At 35.4% G+C, this 20,881-nt stretch carries 35 protein-coding genes and 1 pseudogene; 13 read left to right on the forward strand and 23 right to left on the reverse strand.

Annotation, left to right across the window (positions count from 1 at the left end; all coding sequences use genetic code 11):
- Positions 1 to 151: 151 nt before the first annotated feature.
- Entirely contained in the window at positions 152 to 331 is a 180-nt protein-coding gene (locus FOT98_RS08915) for a hypothetical protein (protein WP_144291020.1), read from the reverse strand.
- Between the two features lie 131 nt (positions 332 to 462).
- Here FOT98_RS08915 and FOT98_RS08920 point away from each other — a divergent pair, with 131 nt between their 5' ends.
- Positions 463 to 987 (forward strand): hypothetical protein, encoded by a 525-nt coding sequence (locus FOT98_RS08920; protein ID WP_144291021.1) that lies wholly within the window; start codon positions 463 to 465, stop codon positions 985 to 987.
- 105 nt (positions 988 to 1,092) lie between these two features.
- On the opposite strand, the gene FOT98_RS08925 is transcribed toward FOT98_RS08920, so the two are convergent.
- The 12 genes from FOT98_RS08925 to FOT98_RS08975 form a co-directional block, all read right to left on the reverse strand.
- The gene (locus FOT98_RS08925; protein ID WP_144291022.1) at positions 1,093 to 1,680 is read right to left on the reverse strand and encodes an HNH endonuclease signature motif containing protein; all 588 of its coding nucleotides are present in this window, start codon (positions 1,678 to 1,680) and stop codon (positions 1,093 to 1,095) included.
- Positions 1,680 to 1,913 carry a hypothetical protein gene (locus tag FOT98_RS08930; RefSeq protein WP_144291023.1) on the reverse strand — a complete coding sequence of 78 codons (234 nt, stop codon included), beginning with the start codon at positions 1,911 to 1,913 and terminating at the stop codon, positions 1,680 to 1,682. The genes FOT98_RS08925 and FOT98_RS08930 overlap by 1 nt, the downstream gene beginning before the upstream one ends.
- Positions 1,914 to 1,965: 52 nt before the next feature.
- Positions 1,966 to 2,592 (reverse strand): dUTP diphosphatase, encoded by a 627-nt coding sequence (locus FOT98_RS08935; protein WP_144291024.1) that lies wholly within the window; start codon positions 2,590 to 2,592, stop codon positions 1,966 to 1,968.
- The gene (locus FOT98_RS32290; RefSeq protein ID WP_186292101.1) at positions 2,593 to 2,745 is read right to left on the reverse strand and encodes a hypothetical protein; all 153 of its coding nucleotides are present in this window, start codon (positions 2,743 to 2,745) and stop codon (positions 2,593 to 2,595) included. It lies immediately after the preceding gene.
- Positions 2,730 to 3,194 carry a hypothetical protein gene (locus FOT98_RS08940; RefSeq protein ID WP_260850957.1) on the reverse strand — a complete coding sequence of 155 codons (465 nt, stop codon included), beginning with the start codon at positions 3,192 to 3,194 and terminating at the stop codon, positions 2,730 to 2,732. Before FOT98_RS08940 ends, FOT98_RS32290 begins: the two co-directional genes overlap by 16 nt.
- Positions 3,195 to 3,335 (reverse strand): Fur-regulated basic protein FbpA, encoded by a 141-nt coding sequence (locus tag FOT98_RS08945; RefSeq protein ID WP_144291025.1) that lies wholly within the window; start codon positions 3,333 to 3,335, stop codon positions 3,195 to 3,197.
- Complete coding sequence (locus FOT98_RS08950) at positions 3,335 to 4,147, reverse strand: hypothetical protein (RefSeq protein WP_144291026.1); 813 nt, start codon at positions 4,145 to 4,147, stop codon at positions 3,335 to 3,337. Before FOT98_RS08950 ends, FOT98_RS08945 begins: the two co-directional genes overlap by 1 nt.
- A gap of 17 nt (positions 4,148 to 4,164) precedes the next feature.
- Positions 4,165 to 4,527 carry a cell division protein SepF gene (locus tag FOT98_RS08955; RefSeq protein ID WP_144291027.1) on the reverse strand — a complete coding sequence of 121 codons (363 nt, stop codon included), beginning with the start codon at positions 4,525 to 4,527 and terminating at the stop codon, positions 4,165 to 4,167.
- A gap of 14 nt (positions 4,528 to 4,541) precedes the next feature.
- A complete protein-coding gene (locus tag FOT98_RS08960; protein WP_144291028.1) occupies positions 4,542 to 4,964 on the reverse strand; it encodes an AbrB/MazE/SpoVT family DNA-binding domain-containing protein in 423 nt (140 codons plus the stop codon).
- 62 nt (positions 4,965 to 5,026) lie between these two features.
- Complete coding sequence (locus FOT98_RS08965) at positions 5,027 to 5,539, reverse strand: hypothetical protein (RefSeq protein ID WP_144291029.1); 513 nt, start codon at positions 5,537 to 5,539, stop codon at positions 5,027 to 5,029.
- 11 nt (positions 5,540 to 5,550) lie between these two features.
- Positions 5,551 to 6,078 (reverse strand): Holliday junction resolvase RecU, encoded by a 528-nt coding sequence (locus tag FOT98_RS08970; protein ID WP_144291030.1) that lies wholly within the window; start codon positions 6,076 to 6,078, stop codon positions 5,551 to 5,553.
- 362 nt (positions 6,079 to 6,440) lie between these two features.
- Positions 6,441 to 6,641: a helix-turn-helix domain-containing protein gene (locus tag FOT98_RS08975; RefSeq protein ID WP_144291031.1), complete on the reverse strand. Its 201-nt coding sequence runs from the start codon at positions 6,639 to 6,641 to the stop codon at positions 6,441 to 6,443.
- A 195-nt stretch (positions 6,642 to 6,836) separates the two neighbouring features.
- Between FOT98_RS08975 and FOT98_RS08980 the strand changes: the two genes are divergently transcribed.
- The gene (locus FOT98_RS08980) at positions 6,837 to 7,274 is read left to right on the forward strand and encodes a helix-turn-helix domain-containing protein (protein WP_186292106.1); all 438 of its coding nucleotides are present in this window, start codon (positions 6,837 to 6,839) and stop codon (positions 7,272 to 7,274) included.
- Positions 7,275 to 7,376: 102 nt separating this feature from the next.
- Here the strand turns inward: FOT98_RS08980 and FOT98_RS08985 are convergent, their stop codons facing one another.
- The 4 genes from FOT98_RS08985 to FOT98_RS08990 all read right to left on the reverse strand — a co-directional run bounded on the left by FOT98_RS08985 (position 7,377) and on the right by FOT98_RS08990 (position 9,683).
- A complete protein-coding gene (locus FOT98_RS08985; RefSeq protein ID WP_144291033.1) occupies positions 7,377 to 7,766 on the reverse strand; it encodes a DUF559 domain-containing protein in 390 nt (129 codons plus the stop codon).
- A gap of 199 nt (positions 7,767 to 7,965) precedes the next feature.
- Complete coding sequence (locus FOT98_RS32295; protein ID WP_186292102.1) at positions 7,966 to 8,124, reverse strand: hypothetical protein; 159 nt, start codon at positions 8,122 to 8,124, stop codon at positions 7,966 to 7,968.
- 122 nt (positions 8,125 to 8,246) lie between these two features.
- On the reverse strand, positions 8,247 to 8,402 hold the full coding sequence (locus FOT98_RS32300; protein ID WP_186292103.1) for a hypothetical protein: 156 nt from the start codon (positions 8,400 to 8,402) through the stop codon (positions 8,247 to 8,249).
- Positions 8,403 to 8,510: 108 nt separating this feature from the next.
- Positions 8,511 to 9,683, reverse strand: a complete 1,173-nt coding sequence (locus tag FOT98_RS08990; RefSeq protein ID WP_144291034.1) for an AimR family lysis-lysogeny pheromone receptor — start codon at positions 9,681 to 9,683, stop codon at positions 8,511 to 8,513.
- 145 nt (positions 9,684 to 9,828) lie between these two features.
- Between FOT98_RS08990 and FOT98_RS08995 the strand changes: the two genes are divergently transcribed.
- The 9 genes from FOT98_RS08995 (at position 9,829) to FOT98_RS09035 (ending at position 16,444) form a co-directional block, all read left to right on the forward strand.
- Positions 9,829 to 10,068 carry a hypothetical protein gene (locus FOT98_RS08995; RefSeq protein WP_144291035.1) on the forward strand — a complete coding sequence of 80 codons (240 nt, stop codon included), beginning with the start codon at positions 9,829 to 9,831 and terminating at the stop codon, positions 10,066 to 10,068.
- Positions 10,069 to 10,584: 516 nt separating this feature from the next.
- On the forward strand, positions 10,585 to 11,823 hold the full coding sequence (locus FOT98_RS09000) for a DnaD domain protein (RefSeq protein WP_144291036.1): 1,239 nt from the start codon (positions 10,585 to 10,587) through the stop codon (positions 11,821 to 11,823).
- A gap of 105 nt (positions 11,824 to 11,928) precedes the next feature.
- A complete protein-coding gene (locus tag FOT98_RS09005; RefSeq protein ID WP_144291037.1) occupies positions 11,929 to 12,225 on the forward strand; it encodes a hypothetical protein in 297 nt (98 codons plus the stop codon).
- 89 nt (positions 12,226 to 12,314) lie between these two features.
- A complete protein-coding gene (locus FOT98_RS09010) occupies positions 12,315 to 12,869 on the forward strand; it encodes a hypothetical protein (protein ID WP_144291038.1) in 555 nt (184 codons plus the stop codon).
- A gap of 21 nt (positions 12,870 to 12,890) precedes the next feature.
- Complete coding sequence (locus tag FOT98_RS09015; protein ID WP_260850958.1) at positions 12,891 to 13,928, forward strand: tyrosine-type recombinase/integrase; 1,038 nt, start codon at positions 12,891 to 12,893, stop codon at positions 13,926 to 13,928.
- A 142-nt stretch (positions 13,929 to 14,070) separates the two neighbouring features.
- Positions 14,071 to 15,186, forward strand: coding sequence for a ParM/StbA family protein (locus FOT98_RS09020; RefSeq protein WP_144291039.1), 1,116 nt, complete (start codon positions 14,071 to 14,073; stop codon positions 15,184 to 15,186).
- Between the two features lie 9 nt (positions 15,187 to 15,195).
- On the forward strand, positions 15,196 to 15,558 hold the full coding sequence (locus FOT98_RS09025) for a hypothetical protein (protein ID WP_144291040.1): 363 nt from the start codon (positions 15,196 to 15,198) through the stop codon (positions 15,556 to 15,558).
- Positions 15,559 to 15,649: 91 nt separating this feature from the next.
- Positions 15,650 to 15,889: a hypothetical protein gene (locus FOT98_RS09030; protein WP_144291041.1), complete on the forward strand. Its 240-nt coding sequence runs from the start codon at positions 15,650 to 15,652 to the stop codon at positions 15,887 to 15,889.
- 15 nt (positions 15,890 to 15,904) lie between these two features.
- The gene (locus FOT98_RS09035; protein ID WP_144291042.1) at positions 15,905 to 16,444 is read left to right on the forward strand and encodes a hypothetical protein; all 540 of its coding nucleotides are present in this window, start codon (positions 15,905 to 15,907) and stop codon (positions 16,442 to 16,444) included.
- Positions 16,445 to 16,559: 115 nt separating this feature from the next.
- Here FOT98_RS09035 and FOT98_RS09040 read toward each other — a convergent pair whose 3' ends face one another.
- Positions 16,560 to 16,868, reverse strand: a complete 309-nt coding sequence (locus FOT98_RS09040; protein WP_144291043.1) for a hypothetical protein — start codon at positions 16,866 to 16,868, stop codon at positions 16,560 to 16,562.
- Between the two features lie 1,143 nt (positions 16,869 to 18,011).
- Between FOT98_RS09040 and FOT98_RS09045 the strand changes: the two genes are divergently transcribed.
- Complete coding sequence (locus tag FOT98_RS09045; protein WP_186292104.1) at positions 18,012 to 18,359, forward strand: YolD-like family protein; 348 nt, start codon at positions 18,012 to 18,014, stop codon at positions 18,357 to 18,359.
- Between the two features lie 49 nt (positions 18,360 to 18,408).
- On the forward strand, positions 18,409 to 18,783 hold the full coding sequence (locus FOT98_RS09050; protein WP_144291044.1) for a hypothetical protein: 375 nt from the start codon (positions 18,409 to 18,411) through the stop codon (positions 18,781 to 18,783).
- Between the two features lie 44 nt (positions 18,784 to 18,827).
- Here FOT98_RS09050 and FOT98_RS09055 read toward each other — a convergent pair whose 3' ends face one another.
- From FOT98_RS09055 to FOT98_RS32310, 5 genes and pseudogenes are all read right to left on the reverse strand, one after another.
- A complete protein-coding gene (locus tag FOT98_RS09055; RefSeq protein WP_144291045.1) occupies positions 18,828 to 19,634 on the reverse strand; it encodes a GH25 family lysozyme in 807 nt (268 codons plus the stop codon).
- 76 nt (positions 19,635 to 19,710) lie between these two features.
- Positions 19,711 to 19,914 (reverse strand): hypothetical protein, encoded by a 204-nt coding sequence (locus FOT98_RS09060; RefSeq protein ID WP_144291046.1) that lies wholly within the window; start codon positions 19,912 to 19,914, stop codon positions 19,711 to 19,713.
- 5 nt (positions 19,915 to 19,919) lie between these two features.
- The gene (locus tag FOT98_RS09065; protein WP_144291047.1) at positions 19,920 to 20,408 is read right to left on the reverse strand and encodes a phage holin family protein; all 489 of its coding nucleotides are present in this window, start codon (positions 20,406 to 20,408) and stop codon (positions 19,920 to 19,922) included.
- A gap of 65 nt (positions 20,409 to 20,473) precedes the next feature.
- Complete coding sequence (locus FOT98_RS32305; protein ID WP_186292105.1) at positions 20,474 to 20,620, reverse strand: hypothetical protein; 147 nt, start codon at positions 20,618 to 20,620, stop codon at positions 20,474 to 20,476.
- 21 nt (positions 20,621 to 20,641) lie between these two features.
- Positions 20,642 to 20,881 (reverse strand): annotated as a pseudogene (locus FOT98_RS32310) (hypothetical protein); the annotation flags it as partial.

Raw genomic sequence — 20,881 nt, forward strand, 5'->3', positions numbered from 1 at the left:
GATAGTGGCTTTTATATTATGAAAATAGTTATTTCTTTTTAGCTGCTCTTTTATTTCGATTTCGTGCTTGTTTTTCAAAAAACTCTTTAACGGCATCTTTCCAGTAAGTACACATCGACTATGCTCCTTTCTATTCCAATAGCGTTTTTGTTCAGCTCTCAGTTATCACCAAATCCAAATCATATGCTTCGTTTACCATTTTTATATACGACTTGAACTCTTCTTCAGCTTTGTCCATTTGCTCTTGTGTTTTTGCAAAATCAAAGGAAACTCTTGTACCTTTTTTAAATGCCTTAGACCACTTTGTAGGAATCTTTCCTTCTTTTAACATGTTGAGCCCTGCATTTGATATATTTTACCTCTCCAATAACCATAGGATTCATGCACTTCACATCAATACAGTTTTGAATAGCTTCTCGACTAAATCCTGATATAATTCCTCATAGGGAGGAGGTGATACTTATGAAGATTTCAGATTGGATACAAATATTCGGAATAGTCGTTTCAACATTTGTTGCTATTACATCCATTTGGATAGCATTAAAATCATTAAAGTTAACTCGAAAATCTATCGAAGAGGCAAATCGACCTTATGTCACCTGTTTTGTATCTGCAATCGATACAGGTTTTCAAGCAAAATACTTTGTTATTAAAAATTTTGGTAAATCAGGTGCACGAATTATTAATATTGAGTTTAATAAGAATTTGCCGAAGCTCGGGCGCAATGGCACGATCGACTCAATCATTAATAGTCTCATAGCACCAAACCAAAAATTTATGACTACCGTACCGTCCGAAATGGATGATATAGTTGATGTGAAAATTACATACAAGGACTCTAATAACAATTTATTTGAAGAATCCCACACTATTAATTTCGGATATTCTAAAGATTTAACTTATAAAATTGTTGATAATTCTAGCCTTAATGACACCGCTAATACTATGCAAAATGTCACTCAATCTATAATCAAACATTTCATCTAAGTTATCTTGAATAACTTAGATACTTTTTGTGAAGTTCAATTTCAAACTCAAGACATTTCTATTTGAGAAATTTCTTGAGTTTCTCTAAGGCACTTTTTATACCATTTATGACTTGGCCTTTTTTCGATCATTTACGGCTTGATGGATATCTGCTATCACAACACCCACCCTCGTTAAATCCGCATTATCTTGAATTAAACCTCGAGCATTCAATGAACCTAGTTGTTTATGACTCACTAATATCAAGTTATCCAAATTAAAATTACGTCTATTTTTATCACCGAATATTACAGCGTGCCCTTTAGGAAGAGGACCATTAACCTCTTCCCAAATAATTAAATGCTTAGCTCGCCATTTATTTGGATCTGCAATTTTCATATCTACATAACCATCACTATTGACTCGTTCAGTACCTACAGGTTTATGGTTATGAGGTGTATGTCCTTTTTTGAATTGTGTAGGTTCCCATCCACCACAACCTTTTTTCCCTTTATTAAAAGGAATATTCCCTTTTGCAAAACGTGTATTTAGACCACTTTTTAATTTGAAGCGTTTTTTAAAACCTCTAATTTGTTCTATCGTTAATTCGATGCCAAAATGTTCATTAACCATCCTTGTTAATTCGCCACTAGTTCTTCCAGCAACGTGTTCCTCTATAAACATTTTCTGCTTAATCGTATACTGGTGCCCCATCACTTAGCCTCCAATATTTTAGGCGTCTTATTATTGGCATTTAAACGATTATCATATGTCGTATTCGCTTTTAAAACTAATGCCCCGTTAGCAATAATTTGAGTTGCGATGTAAGCTACCGTTTTCGCCCGATTTATTTCTTCTACTAATTGCTCACCAACTACTTCTTCATCACTAAGACGCTCTAATTGTGCAAATAAGTGATTGTTCAAATCTCCAAGTGTATTTTTCATGCCCTTCCATCCTCTCCATCATTTGTCCCTTATTTTATAAACGCGACTTTAATTAATAACCGTTATCCTGCCGATCATGATTCACTTGATTTTTTTCTATATAAGCACGCTCAATCTGTTCTAATTCGAAACCTAGCATTTCACCTAATCCTAAGTAATGGCATAGCAGCACATCCGCATTATATTCTGTAGGATCATCTTTCAATTTGCTTGCAAGTGCATATATTTCTAAAAATTGTTCCGTTACATCTTCACAATATATTGCTGCAGGTAAATATATTTTTGCTCCCGTGTGAATACATAAGCTAATCGCAAAATGAAGACCATCAACATATTCTTCAAGCAGTGGATTTTTATCGATAACAAGATGACCTGCGCACTTTTCGCAATGGTACCAGTGGTTACCTAATCCATGTGTACCTAAGTTTTCATCAGTAGGTGGATTTCCTCGTGTATATCCTTTTTCAGCACAAGTAGGACAATCTTCTCTAACAAATGTTCTTGGTGTAGTATCGTTACTCCAAAACTTAAACCCTCGCCATTCCTTCATGCATTCCGCTACTTCATCAATAAAAGCTAGTATTCTTGATTGGAATGTTTCTTCCCAAGTGAGATTTTTCTCTTCTAAAACTCGTGCATCAAAGCTTTTTTGCATTAAGAATAATTTTTTAATATCCATCTATTCCACACTCCTTACTCCTTTTATTTTCGCTCCAGGCGTTAAAAAGCTACTTACTATATAGCGAGCTTCATATTTATCTTTTGCGTTCACATCAACACTCAGAACACCTTGCATTGGTGGTATTTCATAATCGACTATGAATGGATACATACCGCAAATTCCCCTTTTCCTTTGCGAAAATCCTTAACGACTGCTCCCGCTTCATCAAAATAAACAATTTGCCAACGTGGATCTGCTTTCGATTCATAAGAAAAACCATCGTATATTACTAGCAAATCAGATTTATGATTCCCGACGATCGTAGCCATCTTCCCAGCTATTTGTACTCTCATTCCCATACGAGCAAATTCTACTTTTCTGAACTTACACATTCTTAAAAAGTTTTTTTCCTTGCAATAAAACTGCTCCAAGTTATCTAATCCCAAACATTCGCAGTTTGTGATTCTTTTAAAATCTGCAAATAGCATGTTAGTTTTGTTAAGCTTAAATTCTTTGTAGTACATGGATATCGCTTGTGCCTCTGAATAAGCAGAAACCTCCATGCTATGTTGTTTTCCTTTTAGTTCAATCGATAACCGATAGCGATACTGTACATCCACTTACATATCCCCTTTCTTTTTCGATTCATTTTCTTTCAATAGGAGAACCAACTCCGAAATGTGTAATTCCCAGAGCTGGCGTCTTCCTTGTTTAAAAACCCCTTTATCAATCAGCTGATCTATGATGCATTGCTTGTCCATTAGTCCTCCAAATCAACTCTGTCTTCCGCTATATATCGAAGAGTAAGTTCTGCTGCAGGTCGAGAAACAGCTAAATATTCATCTTCCTCATTCCCGTAAAAAACAATTACCTCTCCATTCGCATCTGACTCTTTTTCCACTCGAACCAATGAACCGTTTTTGTCTGTCGCTATGTCATACGGCTTAAATTGATTTAATTTTCTGTTATTTTTTATGAATGCTGCAGCACGTCGAAACTCTTTAACCTCTTCTTCTGTCGCAATTCTTACATCAAACATATACATCGGTACCTCGCCGCCATTATCATAATCATATTTCCCTAATTTAAACTCTATAGCGTATTCAAATTGCAGTTTCTTCTCTTTAATCCCACAACACTTAGCAATCCATTTCACCTGCTTATTTTCGAAAACAACATAATCACCTTTCTTGATTTCAGGTTCCTCAACTTCATATCCGTCTTCGATTGCTCTTGCTAATTTGATAAGATTCCCTTTTTCGAATAACCACGGTGTTTCAAATAACTTGTGCGCATGTTTATCTAATACTTCCCACATACCATTTGGCGAACTAGAGTATTCTTTTAAATCTAAAATAGCTGCAATTTCTTTCGGGATTTTCACAGTTTCTGCAGCAGGACCCTTAACTTCACTATCTACTCCAACCATTTTTTTCTCATTCACGAATGCTATCCCATTTTCTTCTGCAATAGCCCACATACCAGGCGATTTCATTTTCCCTAGCACAATCCCTAACACACGATCACACCCGCAATTGCATTTAACCTCTTGTTTAAATTCAAACTTTGCCATTTTCGTTGCCCCTCTCGTTATCTCAAATATTTATCTACCGTCAACGGTTTAAATCCACTGTCAAAATAAATACGCAATCTCACCGCTTTACCTTTGTCACGCATTTTCTTACATAATTCTTCCGCTGCTTCCCAACTAAAATTTTTCACCTTAGATCGTTGGTATCGCCATAATGCCATTACATAATCCATAAATAGATCAAATCTATAATCCGGAGTAGTTTTTTTAGGAAGTTCTTCTGCATCTTTAGCATTCTTCGGTATTTTCGCTACAACATCTGCAAAACTCACTTTTCCTTTCGATTGCTTCACATGAGCCTTACGTATATCAAACTTTACGATTTCTGGTTCTACATCGAATATATTGAGTTGTTTACTCATAGCGGCTCACCTACTTATACTGTCAGTCCTAATTGTTTCATCTCTTTTGCGATACCTTTTAAAGCTTTTGGGCTTAATACCACTTTCCCGCCAGCTAGAGAAATATTCTCGTAATTAATTTCACCAGTAACCGCGCATGCATATGATGCTTTATATTTCTTCAGAATGATTTCATCTTTATTAGTAAACACTTCTACCGGATCCCCTTCACTGATTTCCAAAACTCGACGGAGTTCCTTAGGTATGGTTACACGCCCTAAATGATCTACTTTCCTAGTAACGCCCTTAGATTTTTGTTTTCTTAAAACCACTGTATTTTCATTTCTATAAATTTCGATTGGATCACCGTCTACAATGATTTGTGAACGACGGATTTCAATAGGAAGTACAAAACGTCCTAAGTTATCAATTTTTCTTACAATGCCTGTTGCTTGCATGTTAATCTCTCTCTTCTATGATTAATTTTTATATTCTTCACTTCATCACCATCTCACCAGGTTTAACAATCAAACAGAGATAGTTGTTCGGCTTTTTCAATTTTAGGTACAATTTCTACTTCAACTGATGGTGAACACATTGCTGCTTCATCTAATACCGTTGAAACATCACCATCAAACCACCGCCATTCTATAAAACTTCTTTGCGGCTGGCATCCCAAAAACTTTCCATCACTGACTCGATACACATAGCAATTTTTACTGGATTCGCTATGTGCATATTTACTTTTACTCAATAAGTACTTTTGCCCTATCCTCAAATTGAGAGTATTAATCGTACTTTCTGCTATTACAACTGCTTCATCTTGCAAATCAATTTGCGCGGCAGCCATTTCCACATTAGGACTCTGTTTTATATGTTCCATTCCTACTCGGTGTATATAATGGCCATCGGAATCCGGCTGCTCCATTCGCAATTGAATACCAAACATTTCGCCTGGTATTACAAAATCTACTGATCCCCAGCCACTAAAAAGCAAATCTTCTACATAAACCCGATCCCCTTGAGCAATCATGCGATTTCCCCCTAATTAACTTGTGGTAGTGCAGCAAGGTAATCCAACGCGATTCCTCTTCCTGGCCCACATCGGATGCAATTATCTACAAAGAATTGATAAGGGATACTTTTCCTTCCTCCTTGTACTGCTTCCGCCCACCATTCCGCCAATTGGTCAAACATTAATATGTAGTGTTCTTGATGAACTGAAAACTCAACTAACATAAAGCTAATTCCTTTTTGTTGTTGGTGTTTCCGTAAATATGTTACTTGGTGACTTTTTATGTTTTTCAGTGGAAAATTCATTTTATTCGTCGTGCTTTTCGCATCGAACGCGATTGACACTCCATTAGTTATTCCTTTATAATCCACGGTACTTTTATGGTCATACCAACCACTTTCTATCTGCCCACGCTGATCTAATTTCTTCACTTTAACTGGAGTTGCTACTTTATCGATCAACGCAACTTCCCTGGCATCGTATTGCGCATTCGCAGTTTCAATTGCGATTTCTAAAGACTTCCCTCGATTTGCATAATTCGTTGCTCTTTTCACCATTTCACCACCTACTTACCATGATTAAATTTATCGTCATACAAAGTTGTTAATTGTTCATCAGTACATGAATTCAAATACTGTTCACTGTAGTTACTATTCAAAGAAAGCAGGATAATCATTTCTTCCCTCGTCATCCAGGAACCCACCTTTCAGATCAGACTCAGGGATATAATCAGTAACTTCCCATTCAATCGCATCGTACATGCTGTTCCCTTCTTTCCAGTTCTTTAATAGCTGATCGCTTCAATCTAATCCCACAAGATTCAAATCGTATAATCTGATACAGTTGATTTAATGTTGCTTTCCGCAAATTAATCACCTCTAGTATGTGCTTTTTTCAAATGTATTCTTTAAGAAACATTTTAGTCCAAAAAAAATTTAACATCTATATCCAGAAGCTCTGAAATAGCCAATGCTACTTTTAAGCTCGGAACCCTTAATTTAGTCTCTAAAGTTGCATAATAGCTCCTTGATATACCTAATTCAGAAGCTACCTCTCGTTGTTTCAATCCCTTTTGCTTGCGAGCTGTCCTGACATAGTACTTTTCATATTTATCGTCCATTGAATCACCTCGCCATTTTGTACGCTATAAGCAACATTTTTCTATTTGATTATACCGCCCCTTCTAAAATTTAACAACCACTTTATGAAAAAATGCATATTTTTTCTATTCATCATTCTTTGAAATGTTGCAATTAGAGAACAAAGTCTTCATAATAAGAAATAGATTGGAGAATATGTGGGCATGAAAGGAGATATGGACGTGGGCAAACAAAATATAGATAAAAACATTTTCTCTCTCAGTTCCGATGATATAACAACTAATGAAAACAAATTAAGAATTGGAGCAGAGGATGGATTTGATCCTATACGACTAAGATATTTGCGGAAAAAACACGATTTGAAGGTAGAACAAATAATAGAATATATAGACGTAGCCAGAAGTACGTATACAGGATATGAACAGGGACATAGGACCCCACCACCAAAAACTATAGTAAAATTATCAGAAATCTTACATACCACACCCAATTACTTATGTGGATGCTCAGACGTCGAAGAAAATATGAACGATGATCTAAAAGCAATGTTAACTAAAATGGACCTAAATTGGGATGGCCATAAACTAACCGAAACTCAAAGAATACAAATAGCTAATATAATAAATGGATATTTTCAATCTATACCTAAATAAAACCATTGAAATTTAATGACACCTAATAACACCTATTAATATTCAATAATTACATTATATATAATATAGAAAAATAAAAAAGCGCTCATCATGAGCGCTTTTTTATTTACATTTTTTCATCAACACATCGATGATACGTTTGTTCAGGTCATCCAAGATCCACTCTGCGACAGCTGTTGCTCCTTTTTCATCCACAAACTTATAAGAGATTCGTACGACAATCCAACCTCGTGCTTTTAAAAATGCGTCCCGACGTTTATCTTTTTTTATACGTTCAGGTTTAAGGTGATCCGGTCCATCAATTTCATAATTTACTTTTAAATAATCGAAAAAATATGCTGTATCTAACCATAATCGACCTACTCGGAACTCTTGCGCAGGACCTTCTACAGAATACACCTCTCTGCCTAGTCTGTTCAGCTCTTTAATCACCTGTCTTGCAGTAAAACTTGGGGTTGGCCCCTCATTCCAAACTTGAAAATTTTGCACCATATAATCCCTTCCTTTCGTAGTTTATATAAACCAACCACGTTTCCGGAAGTAGACTACTGTTTACAACCCATATATTATTCCTACCGGTTTTTCTCTCCTATCCCTACTATATGAACCTGCAAAACTTTTATTCCAAAAAACTATATTTTTTTATTCTCTCTGACATCCCAACTGAATATAGGCAAATAAAAAAACCCGCTTATGCAGGTTTTTTTATTACGTCTTCGATTGCTGATAAAAGCGCTTCTGGTAAAATACCTTCCACAACACTTTCCTTCATAACGTTTCGTAAATTCACCCCATCTTCAGGTGTACTTTTCTCCTGGTGTTCTTTTAATATATATAGAAAATCATTCATTTTTATCCCCCTACATCCATTAAAAGTTTAGTGTTTTTCATATTTTTATAATTGCTAAATCCCCATAAAAACACGTAATGACACCGCTAAATTACGGTGTCATCATCAGAATAATTTATGTATCAACCAGCGCCTCCGCCAGGTCCAGCTTCATTACTATAAAGTACGATATTTTCTGCCTTCACTGACTGTTTTGCAGCAGATTTAGCAGTATCATTTGTTGGAATTACCCCAAGTGTAATAACCGCGGCTAAAATAAGTGATGCTATTTTTTTCATGTCATACCTCCTTAAATTTCAGTGTTTATTAGTGCCCCAAGTCGTTAGAATATATTCTTATTGTAACATTATAATTTCATATTTAAAACGTTTTTGTAAATATTTTCTTTACGAATCCTTTAGCCACTTCTTCGGAAGCTCCGCATAGAACTTATTACCATGTTGCTCAAAGAGTATGCTAGATTTTTCGAAATACTCCTTATTCTGCGTGGCCAATCCTAAGTAATAATACATATACGGAACTGACGCTTCATCCTTACATTCTGCCAAACGCTGATTTAGTATTTTTATAGCTTCATCATCCCTGCCTAGCTTAACGTACATGTGGGCCATTTCAGCCATTGTTCTTGGAACTATAGTATGTAAATCAATTCCTGCTTCAATCTTGATAAAATCCAAAGTATTGTTGAATTCTTTTATATTTCGTTCGAATTTTTCTGTTTTATATGACTCTAACAGGTCTATTGCTTTTTCAACCCATTTGACCGCTTGGTTTACATCCTCATGTAAAAATGATTGCCCTAAATAGTGGTAGATAGATGCTGTGAATGTAGGGAAATCATTTATTAACTCCGGAGTAATACATTCCAACGCGAGTTTTCTCATTGTTGGCACATTATTATTCATAAGATGTGCAATGATTTGTAACTCTTTAATCCGTAAATCATACGCCCCTGTAATGTATTCGTTATTTATACTTTTTTGTTTCTTTTCATCTTCTTCATCAAGATGCTCTTCAGGAGAAATTTTTAGTAAACTGTTGTATTCCCTCATATCTACAAACGAATACATGAGAATTAAAGAATATAAAGTTTTCATCTCTGCGAAGCTAGGCTTCTTTTTCTCCTTCAAGATCGCTTTCCATAGTTCATTTCCTGTGAGTTTTCCTCTTGATCGTCTGTACAAATAATCATAAAATGTCGCACATTCTTTAACCATTGCATTACGATGGGTCAAACCTTTTTGCACTAAAAAATTTAACAAATCATATTCTCTTTGAACACTTGCAAATTCCATAGCTACACATAAGTTTAATGGTTTAGAAGTAGCTGCACAAAATTCGAAAATCAGATGACGTTCTCTTTCTTCATCCTGGTATATGTACCGGATCATCTCTATAAAATCGATAAACGTAATTCGACTCGTCCCACTGAAAATTTGGCTTATGAATCCTTTTGATACATCCAGGATATCTGCCAGCTGCTCATTTGTTATTTTCTTCTTTTTCTTATCCACATTTATTTCTTGCAAAAGAGGCAATGTGTTCACAGCACGTTTCACTCTCCTATCTCTCCACTAACTCCTAGAGTTGAACTCTTAAAGAGAGTATACCCTATTTTTCCTTGTAATGAAACAAATTATAAAAAATACTAAACGTGTATAGTATAATCTATTTAACCGAGATAGGGTGAGGAGACTTTATATTATGGGACGAATTCAATTCACATTAGCAAAAACACTAAACAATTTAAACGTGTCACCATATCGTTTTTCAGTTCTTTCTACAGTGAGGAGTAATACGATCCTGGATATGGTAAACAATCAAAGCAGCAGATTGAACATCTCAACATTAGAATTAATCATTACAGCTCTCAATAAGATTGCTGATGAACGCAAACTAGACCACACTTACGATATTTCCGATGTATTTATTTATGTTGATTAACTTCCTTTATTTTAGCAGATAACACCCAAAAACAGAACACTTGTTCTTCAAAATGCAAAATTTTTTTCTAGAAAATGCAAAAAAAGAGGGCGAATTTTCCATTCACCCTCTTTTTTTACTATGTATCTATGTTGCTAAACGCAACATCATGCTATATACTGTTCATATAAAAATCATAGCATTTTTAGTCTGATTTTACATCAGATTGAGGTCTATCAATCGGTTCGCCTCTTCTTTTTTCAACAAAATTCTGCTATGATGAATGCTAGATACATATAAAAATACAACAAAAACATTAAAATAAAAAAAGAAAAAACCCCGGCAAACAGTTTTCGATGGCGAGCGGCCAAACTCAAATACCAGAGAAAACTCGGAACAGCAGAGGTTATATCTTACGAATTCAATTGTGATGTTATCTATAACGATATTATCACATTTTGAAAAAATCGTCTAGATATATCCTTTAGTTTGCTGTACCCATTTATAACCGGGGAACAAACTGGAGGTTTTTTTATTATGTCAACTTCAAATACTTCAAATAATCTTCATCAATTTTTATTTGATGAAGCCCCTCTTTTAGTTAGACCTGCACTTGCTAGAAAACTGAATGATAGTGATATGGCACTTATCGTTCAGCAGGTTCACTACTGGATTACTACAAAACAACAACTCTCCGATGATAGAACTTTTAAAAACGGCCATATGTGGGTTTATAATAGCATCACAAAATGGCAAGAACAATTCACTTGGATTCCACGAAAAACCCTAACTCGAAAATTTACAAAACTACGCGAACAAGGTGTCTTAGTTGCCGATACGCTTAACGAAATGAAGGAAGATCGTACACTTTGGTATAGAATCGATTACGAGGTGTTATTAAGCTTACCCGAAAAAAATTACTACGAAATCGAATGTAAAAAAGATACAGAGAAAAAAGAAAAAAAGAAAAATGAATACGCTAAGAAAAAATCCGAATCAAAAACAGATAAAAAAGAACCATTAGGACAAAATGACCAAATGTATAATAGCAAGGGTTCAAACAAAGATGAGGCTATAAAACCGCAATCTGATACATTAGGACAAAATGGGGTAATGCATTTGGACAAAATGTCCCAACCAATACCAGAGACTTCATTACCAAAGAATCCTTTATCTTTATTTAGTAAGTATGTAAGTATCGCTATGTCTCCTATCGACTTTTTCAAGGAATCTATTTCTAGCAAACCAACAAAATATGTGCGGATAGAATTAGAATCTCTTACACAACAATATGGAAAAGATATTGTAAATGAATCTATTAAACGTTTAGCAGATTTAAACACAAATAAATATATTGCTACAATCAAAGGGATTATCAGTCGCTGGGAAAAACAAGGTATGGAATCATTTGACGATATTGAACGTGTAGAATCTGTTTATGTAGACAATAAAAAACAACAGCAGAAAGAAAAACAGAACGCTGCTAAAAAATCTAATAAATCTAAACGTACTGAAATGGTACCAGAATGGGTTCACGATGAAAAAGCAGCACAAGAATCAGCTGCTAGTGTTGACCAAAAACGTGAAGTAGGACAAAAAGACATAGATCAATTAAAGGAGTTTTTACTACAAGAAGCTAAACATTTGCAAAAAGAAATTAACATATCTGAATTGACACTAGAAAACTTCAATACGCTCGGAGTGTATACAAAAATGGGATTTACTCTACAGGAAACAACAAAAATCTTAAAAGAATCACCTTTAATCAACCTGTAACATTGAATCCGATAATACGTTGATTTTGTACGCTTAAAGCAGACTGTAAGTACCCATACCTACATGCTAAAATTAGGATAAAAACATGTAGGAGGTCTATTACTTATGGGCTTATTTGGAGCAAAGAATCCTAAACAAATTACCGCTAACGAATTTATGTGGAAAGATAATATTATCAAGATTACAGATATGTACGTGGAGTCTGCAGGTTTGATTAATATCGTACGTGTACCGAAAAAACACATTGAAACTGTTACATATGAAATCAAAACAGGCAAAGTGTCTATGTCTGTAGATATAAACCTTATCGGAAAAGGCGTAGTACTTGGAACTATTGCTGTTGGTATTGATTTAAAAGACGAAGTTCAAGATTGGTTGCTAAAAAGTTTAGATTTAGCATAAGGTTATATTCTTTTTTGTTAACTAATCGCAACCTTTTAGCAAGACTTTGGCCGCGCACGTCGAATTATTACTGGTGAGGTGATGGCGTGATGGTGAAAGAATGGTATTCGATCCAGGAAGCAGCGGATACGTTAGGTATTAGCCATACTTCTATTTCCAGATACCTGCATACTTATCCGGATTTTTTTAAAGTGAAATCTGTTGGTAGAAAAAAGATGGTATTTAGCGAAGGTTTGCCTCTGCTCCGGCAAATAAAAGAACTGTATGCACGAGGTATACAGACAAATGAAATTTTGGAGCAGTTGCAAGGATCTATCCCGGTATATCATGATGCAAGCAATGATGACGATGTGGTGAATACTGTTCCCTTGGCGAAGATTGAGCCATTCCTAAAGAACTTGGAGACGATAATTCATCAACAACGCAACTTATCGGAACAGAATACACTTTTAGTGGAGCAAGTTATTAAATCCGATCAGCGAGCAGAAGTAATTCATGAACAGCTGCTCCAATCAGATAAACGGAATCAAGAACTCCAGGTGCAACTGCAAGACCTTACCGATAAAATGAATAAGCTCATAGAAATACAGGAAGCAGCTGCTACAACAGAAAGGCAGCCGTGGTACAAGCGAATCCTAAAATAGCACAGCAGCAGGAATCCCCTTGTGGACGTCTTGTTGTTTTTTCTTTTACCAATAGTGGTACACGATTTTTATAAAATGGAGATGATTATTTTGACTTGGGACCAGTCGATTCATGAATTCCTTTTGTACATGCAAGGAAACGGGCGAAAACTTTCTACCATGCAACGTTATCGCTATGACTTAGTATTATTCTCCCTATGGATAGAAAACAGCGAGGACGCCCTGCAACGCCCGTTTAAACGAAATATAACTACAGATAGATTTAAACAGTATTTAAAAGCAGCAAAGACGACTCGCAATTGCTCCCCTACTTCTTTAAAAAGGATTAGCGGTGTAATTGTTAACTTTTTAGATTATCACAGTGTCTTCCTGGAATCTGTAGATCGTGGGAAGCAGGAGCTATTACAATTACATAACTTTGCTTCTGATACAGAAATCGAACAGTTACTGCAGACCCTGAATAATCTCGAGGGATTGACCCCCTACCAATTAGCCGGCAGAAGACATATTATCAATCGTAATCTACTAATCGCACACTTAATGATCTATTACGGATTTAGTATTCACGATCTCACCAACTTAACCATGCAGGATGTTAACTTTGGACAAGGCGTACTATTCCCTACTGCTGCAGGTGGCATTAAACGGGCCATTCCCTTGAATGCTACCGATCAAAAATTACTCTTGGCCACGTACAAAGATATACCAGAATCCGTACGACCGCGCCAAAATACGCTGGATCCACTTTTCGTAACGTTTCACCATGCTACGAATACGTTCCAGTGGGATTACAGTACGGATTCGCCAAAAAATTTAACAAAAATAGCGATTCAGCGGATGCTACAAAAAGAAATTAAACGTGCTAACATTCACCACCTCTCCCCCACTACACTACGTAACCGGCACATACTAGACTCGCTCCGGAATGGCAGCAGCATCGCAGAGATAAAAGTTATGCTTGGAATGAAGAGTATAGAAGCTATGCACCGTTACATTATATTTTGGCGCTCCTCCCCTCTCGCAGAAAACTATCAAAAGATTTGGAGAGCTCACAAATAAAATCTATGCAGAAACCCTATTATATAGCGGTTTCTCTTTTTTATTCATAAAAAGGTGTTACCTTAGTATTACTTTTTGTTGAAAAGGTGTTACCTTAGTGTTACTATGTTAGTGAGACATAGATTTTAAGGAGATGATAAGTATGTTTTTAACAGCTTCTGTGGATGCTGGAAACGATGCATTAAAAGCCTATATTGGCGGATTAGAAGAAGGGAATAAGGTTTATATTCCAAATGTAGTGAAGAAAATGGAGGATCGTCCAATTCTATCTTTAGGTGATGATCCACTTGCTGAATTACATTTACGTATTACAAGTAGTGCGATTAACATCTCCGGTACTTATGCAGTCGGTACATTAGCGGTAAAAGAAAAAGATAGCTCACATATTCCTGCTACTGTTATGAAAAGCGATTCAGATCAAACAGTAATCTTAACACTTACAGCTTTAGCTTACTATGCAGCCATGAACAGTAAGGCTAAAAAAGTAGATGTAGAGTATTTACTTTCGTCAGGGCTTCCAGTAGATGAAGTTAAAGCAGACAGACGCGCTTCATTTAAAGAGAAGTTAGTTGAAGGAACGCACGTTATCGAATTTAAAAAGACACCATTATTAGAAGGTAAAACAGTAAACATTAAATTCCGTGATGCATTCATGAATGTTGAAGGATTCGCTGCAATGGTTAACCTTACTGTAGACGATAAATTACAGGCCATTAACAATGATCTGAAGCAGAAGAATATTCTTCTAAACGATATGGGTGGTAATACTACCGATAAAGCTGTAATCCGTATGGGACGAATCGATAATGAATACTCGTCAGGTTCTCCACTAGGTATTGGTGAATACTTAGATGCAATCAAAAAAGAGGTATTTACAACATTCCGTGTAGATGTATTTAAATCTCGTAGACAGCTTGTTGAAAACATGACTGCAGAAAAAGAAGCGTATGTAATTAGACCGCACGGAAAAGCAGAATCATATCAAGCGATTGCCGAGAAGCACTTAATGGAATTTGCAATGAGAGAATATGCGGATCTAGTTGAAAAGTGGAAAGAAGTTGGAGATTTACATTGTATTTATAATGTAGGTGGCTCTGCTGCAATCGCTAAACCTTTCTTAGAGCAAATTAATAAAGAGAATAACCAGTTTGAAATGTACTTCCTAGATACTGAAGAAAGTATTTGGAGCATTGCAAAGGCTTATTACAAACTACTATTGATTATTGCTAAGCAAAAGGGACTAGACCTAAAAAAATAGGTGGTATACATGAAGAAAAATAATAGTGTTGAACCTGGTAAAACCTTCTCTGTTAAAGTTCCAGTTAACGCAGATCCAGTAACGTTGGATTTCTTAAATAGAGAACGTTCGATTTCACGAAACAAATTAGTTTATGGCATTGTTGATCGCGAAGCAAAGAAAGAGCAAGGTTCTGAAATTACACTTCCTATCAATTTAGATTTAAGTGAAGCTGAAAAAGAAAGACTTTTAGAACCAAACACCCTTAGATCAATTGAAGTCTTTATACAGACCTTAATCGGGCAACAAAAAGAAGTAAGTACTACTCCTGCTGCTGAACCAACAAATGAAGTAGGAGCAGATGATATAGCAGGATTTATAGACTATCAATAAATTGAATACAAAAAGAGCAATCTCTTCCCAGCTTGGCGGCACGAAAGAGATTGCTCTAGACATTATCTATGAGATGAAAGGATGATTTAACATGGCAAATACCCTATACAAAATCACAAATAATGAGGTTATTGTACCACAACATAAAAGCAAAAGTGAATTTTTCGGAATGTTTCGTAATTTTATGGCTGCAAAATACAATGCAGTTAACGAATGGTTTGGTATTGATGGAGACGCTTCAGATCGCGTGTGGTTCTACGGAACGATCTCTTTAGCTATATTCCTATTATCATTTACTTATCTTGTCTCAGGCCTAGCATTCGGCTTTTAAGGCGTGGTAATTGATATGATAAACCATAAAGAACTAATGCAAGAAGCGTGGGACATGGCTAAAAGTGGTGCAGTTCGTTTTGGTGGTAAGGTTAAAGAATATTTATCTGCTTCTTTAAAAATCGTTTGGGAGCAGGTTCGTAAAGTCATGAAATTAAATTCTAAATTGGCAACGATGGAACGGGTGCTAGATTCCTTACAATCGACTAGAAGGGAGTATGCAGCATATGTACACAATGTGCTGCTACCTTTTGCAAAAGATGGCCAACCCATCACTAGGAAGCTTATGAATGCTGTTTACAAAGTAATTGGCTTTAAAAATAGTATCGATCCTAGTACTAAATCAATCATTGGATTCTCAAAACGCTATTCACTAGAATCATACTATTTACTAGCCGATATTAAACTACTACGGAACACTTCCAAAGCTACTAAATATGTAATAGAGATTAGAAATACTGCAGTTGCTGTGCATTGGATCCCGAAAAGTATTCTAAACCAAAAGAAAGAAATCCCTGATTGGTTCATTAAAGAGAAAAAGTTGTTTTTAATCTAACTTATTTGCACGGAAGTTGCCTGATAGCAGGTCAACCTCTGTGCAACCCCTCTTTTTTATTTTTTGGGGTTATGTTAAGTTATTATTGTTAATAATATGTTTAAAGTGATGCCAGTCACTTAACGGAGCGTTGGTGCCTTTCTGAACGTGTTTTGGGCTTAGGCTTATCAGCGTCTCCGGCTTTCTTTTGTAACTTGTACAGTTTTACAATTAAAACAATGTTACATACCAACATTAACAATCCAAATGCCGTCCCAGTATTTCCTGCTACAAAGCTTTTAAATGCCGTTGTGTATGCTAAAAATTCTTTTGGAGTGAACCAGAGTGCATAACTGTGAACTGGTGCTAACTTAACCAGTACCACATAAATAAATAAGATAACTTGCGTGAAGTAATTTGCTACGAATTTTAAAATGTTCTTCATGTTGTATTCCTCCTAGTAATAAATTTGCGGTTGTGTTTAGGCTTCTTACTTTTTAATTACAATCAATAGCACCAACTCCTTTAAAATCACCAAAATAACTTACATTCAAATCAAAACCTTTTTAACGCAGAAATTGCAAGGTATAAAATCATCTTTTTTTCACAAATTTCCTCCTACTTATTATTGAGTACAAATTGCGTAATTTTGATACAAGCTCACCAGATTTCTAAATAGTCATTTCGTTATTGGCGCATTTTTCTTATGTTTTTATGTCCTATCTCTTTTATATCCTATTTCTATTAAAAAAATCCTTGGTTTTTGGGGCTACCATGTCGGACCCATATACTAGTTGTGTTCCATTTAATTCAAAGTCTCATTACTTATATATCTCTCATTTTTTTCATTACGTGTGCAGGAATACAAAGATTTTCTCCCCACACGCATTATATACGTCAAAACTAGACGACTGTGTCACCAATTCTAAATGTTTCTTGTTCCGACTTATATAAGTTACCTTATTTTAATAGCCAACATCATTTTTTTCCCAAGGATTATTACTTAAAATCCCCCCTCATCATATGGAGTATTAGCAAAGTAAAAAAAAGAGCAATTTATATGATAATAATTTAGCGCTTCCTTGATTTCGTAATTTTGATACCTTCGTAATATATTCTCGACACTTATTACGTTACTGGCACATTTTTCTTATGTTTTTATAACGTATCTCTTTTATAAACCATTTCTATTAAAAAAATCCTTGTTTTTCGGGGCTACCATGTCGGACCCATATATATGTAGTGTTCCATTTAGTTCAAAGAGTCACTACTTATATATATATCTACAATTCTTTTCTTTCTGGAAAAAAACACAAAGATTTTTTCTCTCATATATACTGTATAACCGAAAACCAACAGATTGTTTCACCAATTCGAAATGTTTTTTTGTTCCGACTTATATAAGTTACCTTATTTTAATAGCCAACATCATTTTTTTCCCCAAGGATTCTTACTAAAAATCCCACCTCAGCATATGGAGTATTAGCAAGAAAAAAATGAGTAATTTATATGAAAATAATTCTGCACTTCCTTACGAACGTATATTCGTTTAAAATATACACAAATAACAAGAATAGAGGGATTCATCATGGGAAATTGGGGAGCGCCAAAGATTCGCGGGAGAGGGATGGTAAAATGGCTACCATTCGCAAGTCTTACGGAGCAGTTCGAAGAGATCGATCGAATGATAGAAGAACAATATAAGGTATCAAAACCCGTTATTACAGATGATACAAAACAGCTAATAGAACGAGCTTTAAATGATTCTTTACAATGTAATAAAGAAGTCAATATAGAATACTATCGAGACGGATATTTACATGAACAATACATAACTGTCACTGGTATAGATATCCATAGTAAAACTGTATATTGTACAGATGCTTATAACTTAAATACTAGATTTAATATAGATGAATTTACCGATGTGAAATAGAATAGATTTAGATAGATATTCTTGAATTGTTATAAAGGGAGTGTATGAAATGACAGGGAGTCAGATTAGAAAGAATGCAGCAGGAGCGTTAATCCATGATGATGTAAACAATCATGCCTTTTTAAATATACCTATGATAATAAGTGAACAAGATGGACGAGTATATGAGGTTTTAAGTGCTGGGTTCCACTCGAAAAACGAGGTTGCAATGGTAACAACAGATGGTTTTGCTACAACTAGGGTAAATACACCAATCGTAACAGTAAAAAACGATGATGGTAGTATTCAGGCATATCGCTTACCTTTAGAACTAGAATATTGGGTACTTGCCTGTATGAGAGCTGCTTCAGAAGGGAGTAATCCGTTTCCCTGTAAAGTTGCTTTCGGAATACTCGACACCAAATTTTATGTGGAGTTGAAATGAACAAATAAAAAAAGCCGCCCATCAATTAAGGGCGGCTCTTATTTTTACTTAACTTCATACCACCAGTCTTTACGTTCCCGATCAAGCCAGTCCGTCATACCTTTTAATTGCGCATCTGATGTTGGTTCAGAAACGAAATATGTTAATCCATCCGGTTTTAAAATGAATGTAGCAGTCATTTTAACGGATGTTAAAGCGCTCATAACCTCAGGAGTTTCATATGGTGAAAAAGCACCTGATTGGATGATGTTTTGTTTAGGAACTTGCGCTTGTTCTTGCTTCTCTACTGCTCCAGTAAACCAAGAAAGTGATTTATTCCCTATAAGTGAATTAATGTCACATTTACCAATGCCAGGTACATTTCCTGTTTCAGTGTATTGCCAAATATCACAAGGATATGCTGGTTTATTACCGCCATAACGAGGAATCCATACAAAGTCACTATTTACATTCGCCATACCAAAAGGCGCATACATATGATGGCCAACATATAAGCCAACTTTTCCTGCACCTAATCGGCGTAATTCATCAATAAAAGCCTGCGTTCCTGCTCTCATATCATCCATTGTTTTCACTTCTACATCAGCCACCCAAACCGTAGCGCTCTTGTCACCACGGTTCCAAAAGTCTTGCGCTTCTTTTTTTGCATCTGCAATTGAAACAAAACGACAGAATGCATAGTTACCAAAAGGAATGTTGTGCTGCTTCATAGCTTGTACATATTCTTTGTATAATGGATCTACATAATTTGATCCATCTTGCACACGCGCAATTACAAAATCCAAATACTGTTTTGCTAATGGCCAGTTAATCTTACCGTTCCATTTTGAAATATCTACAATGTTTCCCATTATATTTACCTCTTTCGTATTTTATAGTTTAAATAGAAATCTATTTAAACGTACTTATTAGGCTTATATGACGTTTTTATTCGTCTTGACTACTCTTTGTATTCTTAGTTAACTTTTGACCGACAGGAACAAGTCCTCCTGCTGCTAAAACGAGTAAGATTGCATCTACATATTGTTGGTATCTTCCTGCATTAAAATTAGGGATGGTATCCATTAATATCATCCCTAGCAGCGCAAATACAGCAACCCAAAGTCCACGGCTTTTCAATACATCTTTCATTTTCATTACTTCCTTTCTTTTCGTGATTCAGAACGCTGTATTTTTGCTTCAATTTCACTTGCCACACTCTCTAATAGCCTTGTAGGGATCCATTTATCCCACCCAATACGTGCACAATTTGCAGTGAAACTGTTAAAGATGTGATAAACTAATCCACCTGTAAACATAAAAAAGAAAAAGTCAGGTAATTTAAATGCGATATCGAACATGTGAGCTAAACAAGGTAATAAAAAAAGCACTGCGGTTCTCGCAATGCCTTCAATACCATATTGACTACTGTATGTTCCATCTATTTTAGAAGCCTTACTACCGGTAATCCAATCTAAACTAACAACCATCATCAAAATTAGAATCCATATCACATTAGCCTTTCCATATAGAAATCCGATAATGGTTCCAAATGTTCCACTGATTAACGATGCTACTTTAAATTGAGTACTGTTTACTACTTCCGCTATGTTCATCGCTCTTACAATATCATTAATACGTTCCAATGTTTCACCTCCTCTCATTGTTACCGCATAGCTACTTCAATTTAAATGAAAAATAAAAAAGCCCACTATTGTGCGCCATTCGTAATTATATCTGCTCTGCCATTATCCGTTAGGTATTTATCGATCCTATCTTTGTAAGCCTTCATTTTTGTAATAATATACGCATACGTAAAAACTTCATCGATAACTCGTTGTGCCATATATTCCGCCATTTCGCATTCGCTCCTTTTTTATTAGATACTATTAATGATTAACTCATCTATAGCTTGTTTCATTAAGCTCTGTTGTTCATTTAGCGCTTGCAGTTCTTCTCTGCTTGGATTATTAATAATCATCTCATCTAGAGCTTGCTGCATTAATTGTAGTTGTTTTGTCAAACCATCAATTTTTTCTGTTAAGGATGGTTGATATATAGGATCCGGTGTAGGATTTTCCTCACTAGGATAAGAGAATAATATTTTTTTAGTTTGTAA

Origin of the sequence: Bacillus sp. HY001, assembly GCF_007558965.1 — a bacterium.
In the GTDB taxonomy this organism is placed as follows: domain Bacteria; phylum Bacillota; class Bacilli; order Bacillales; family Bacillaceae_G; genus Bacillus_A; species Bacillus_A mobilis.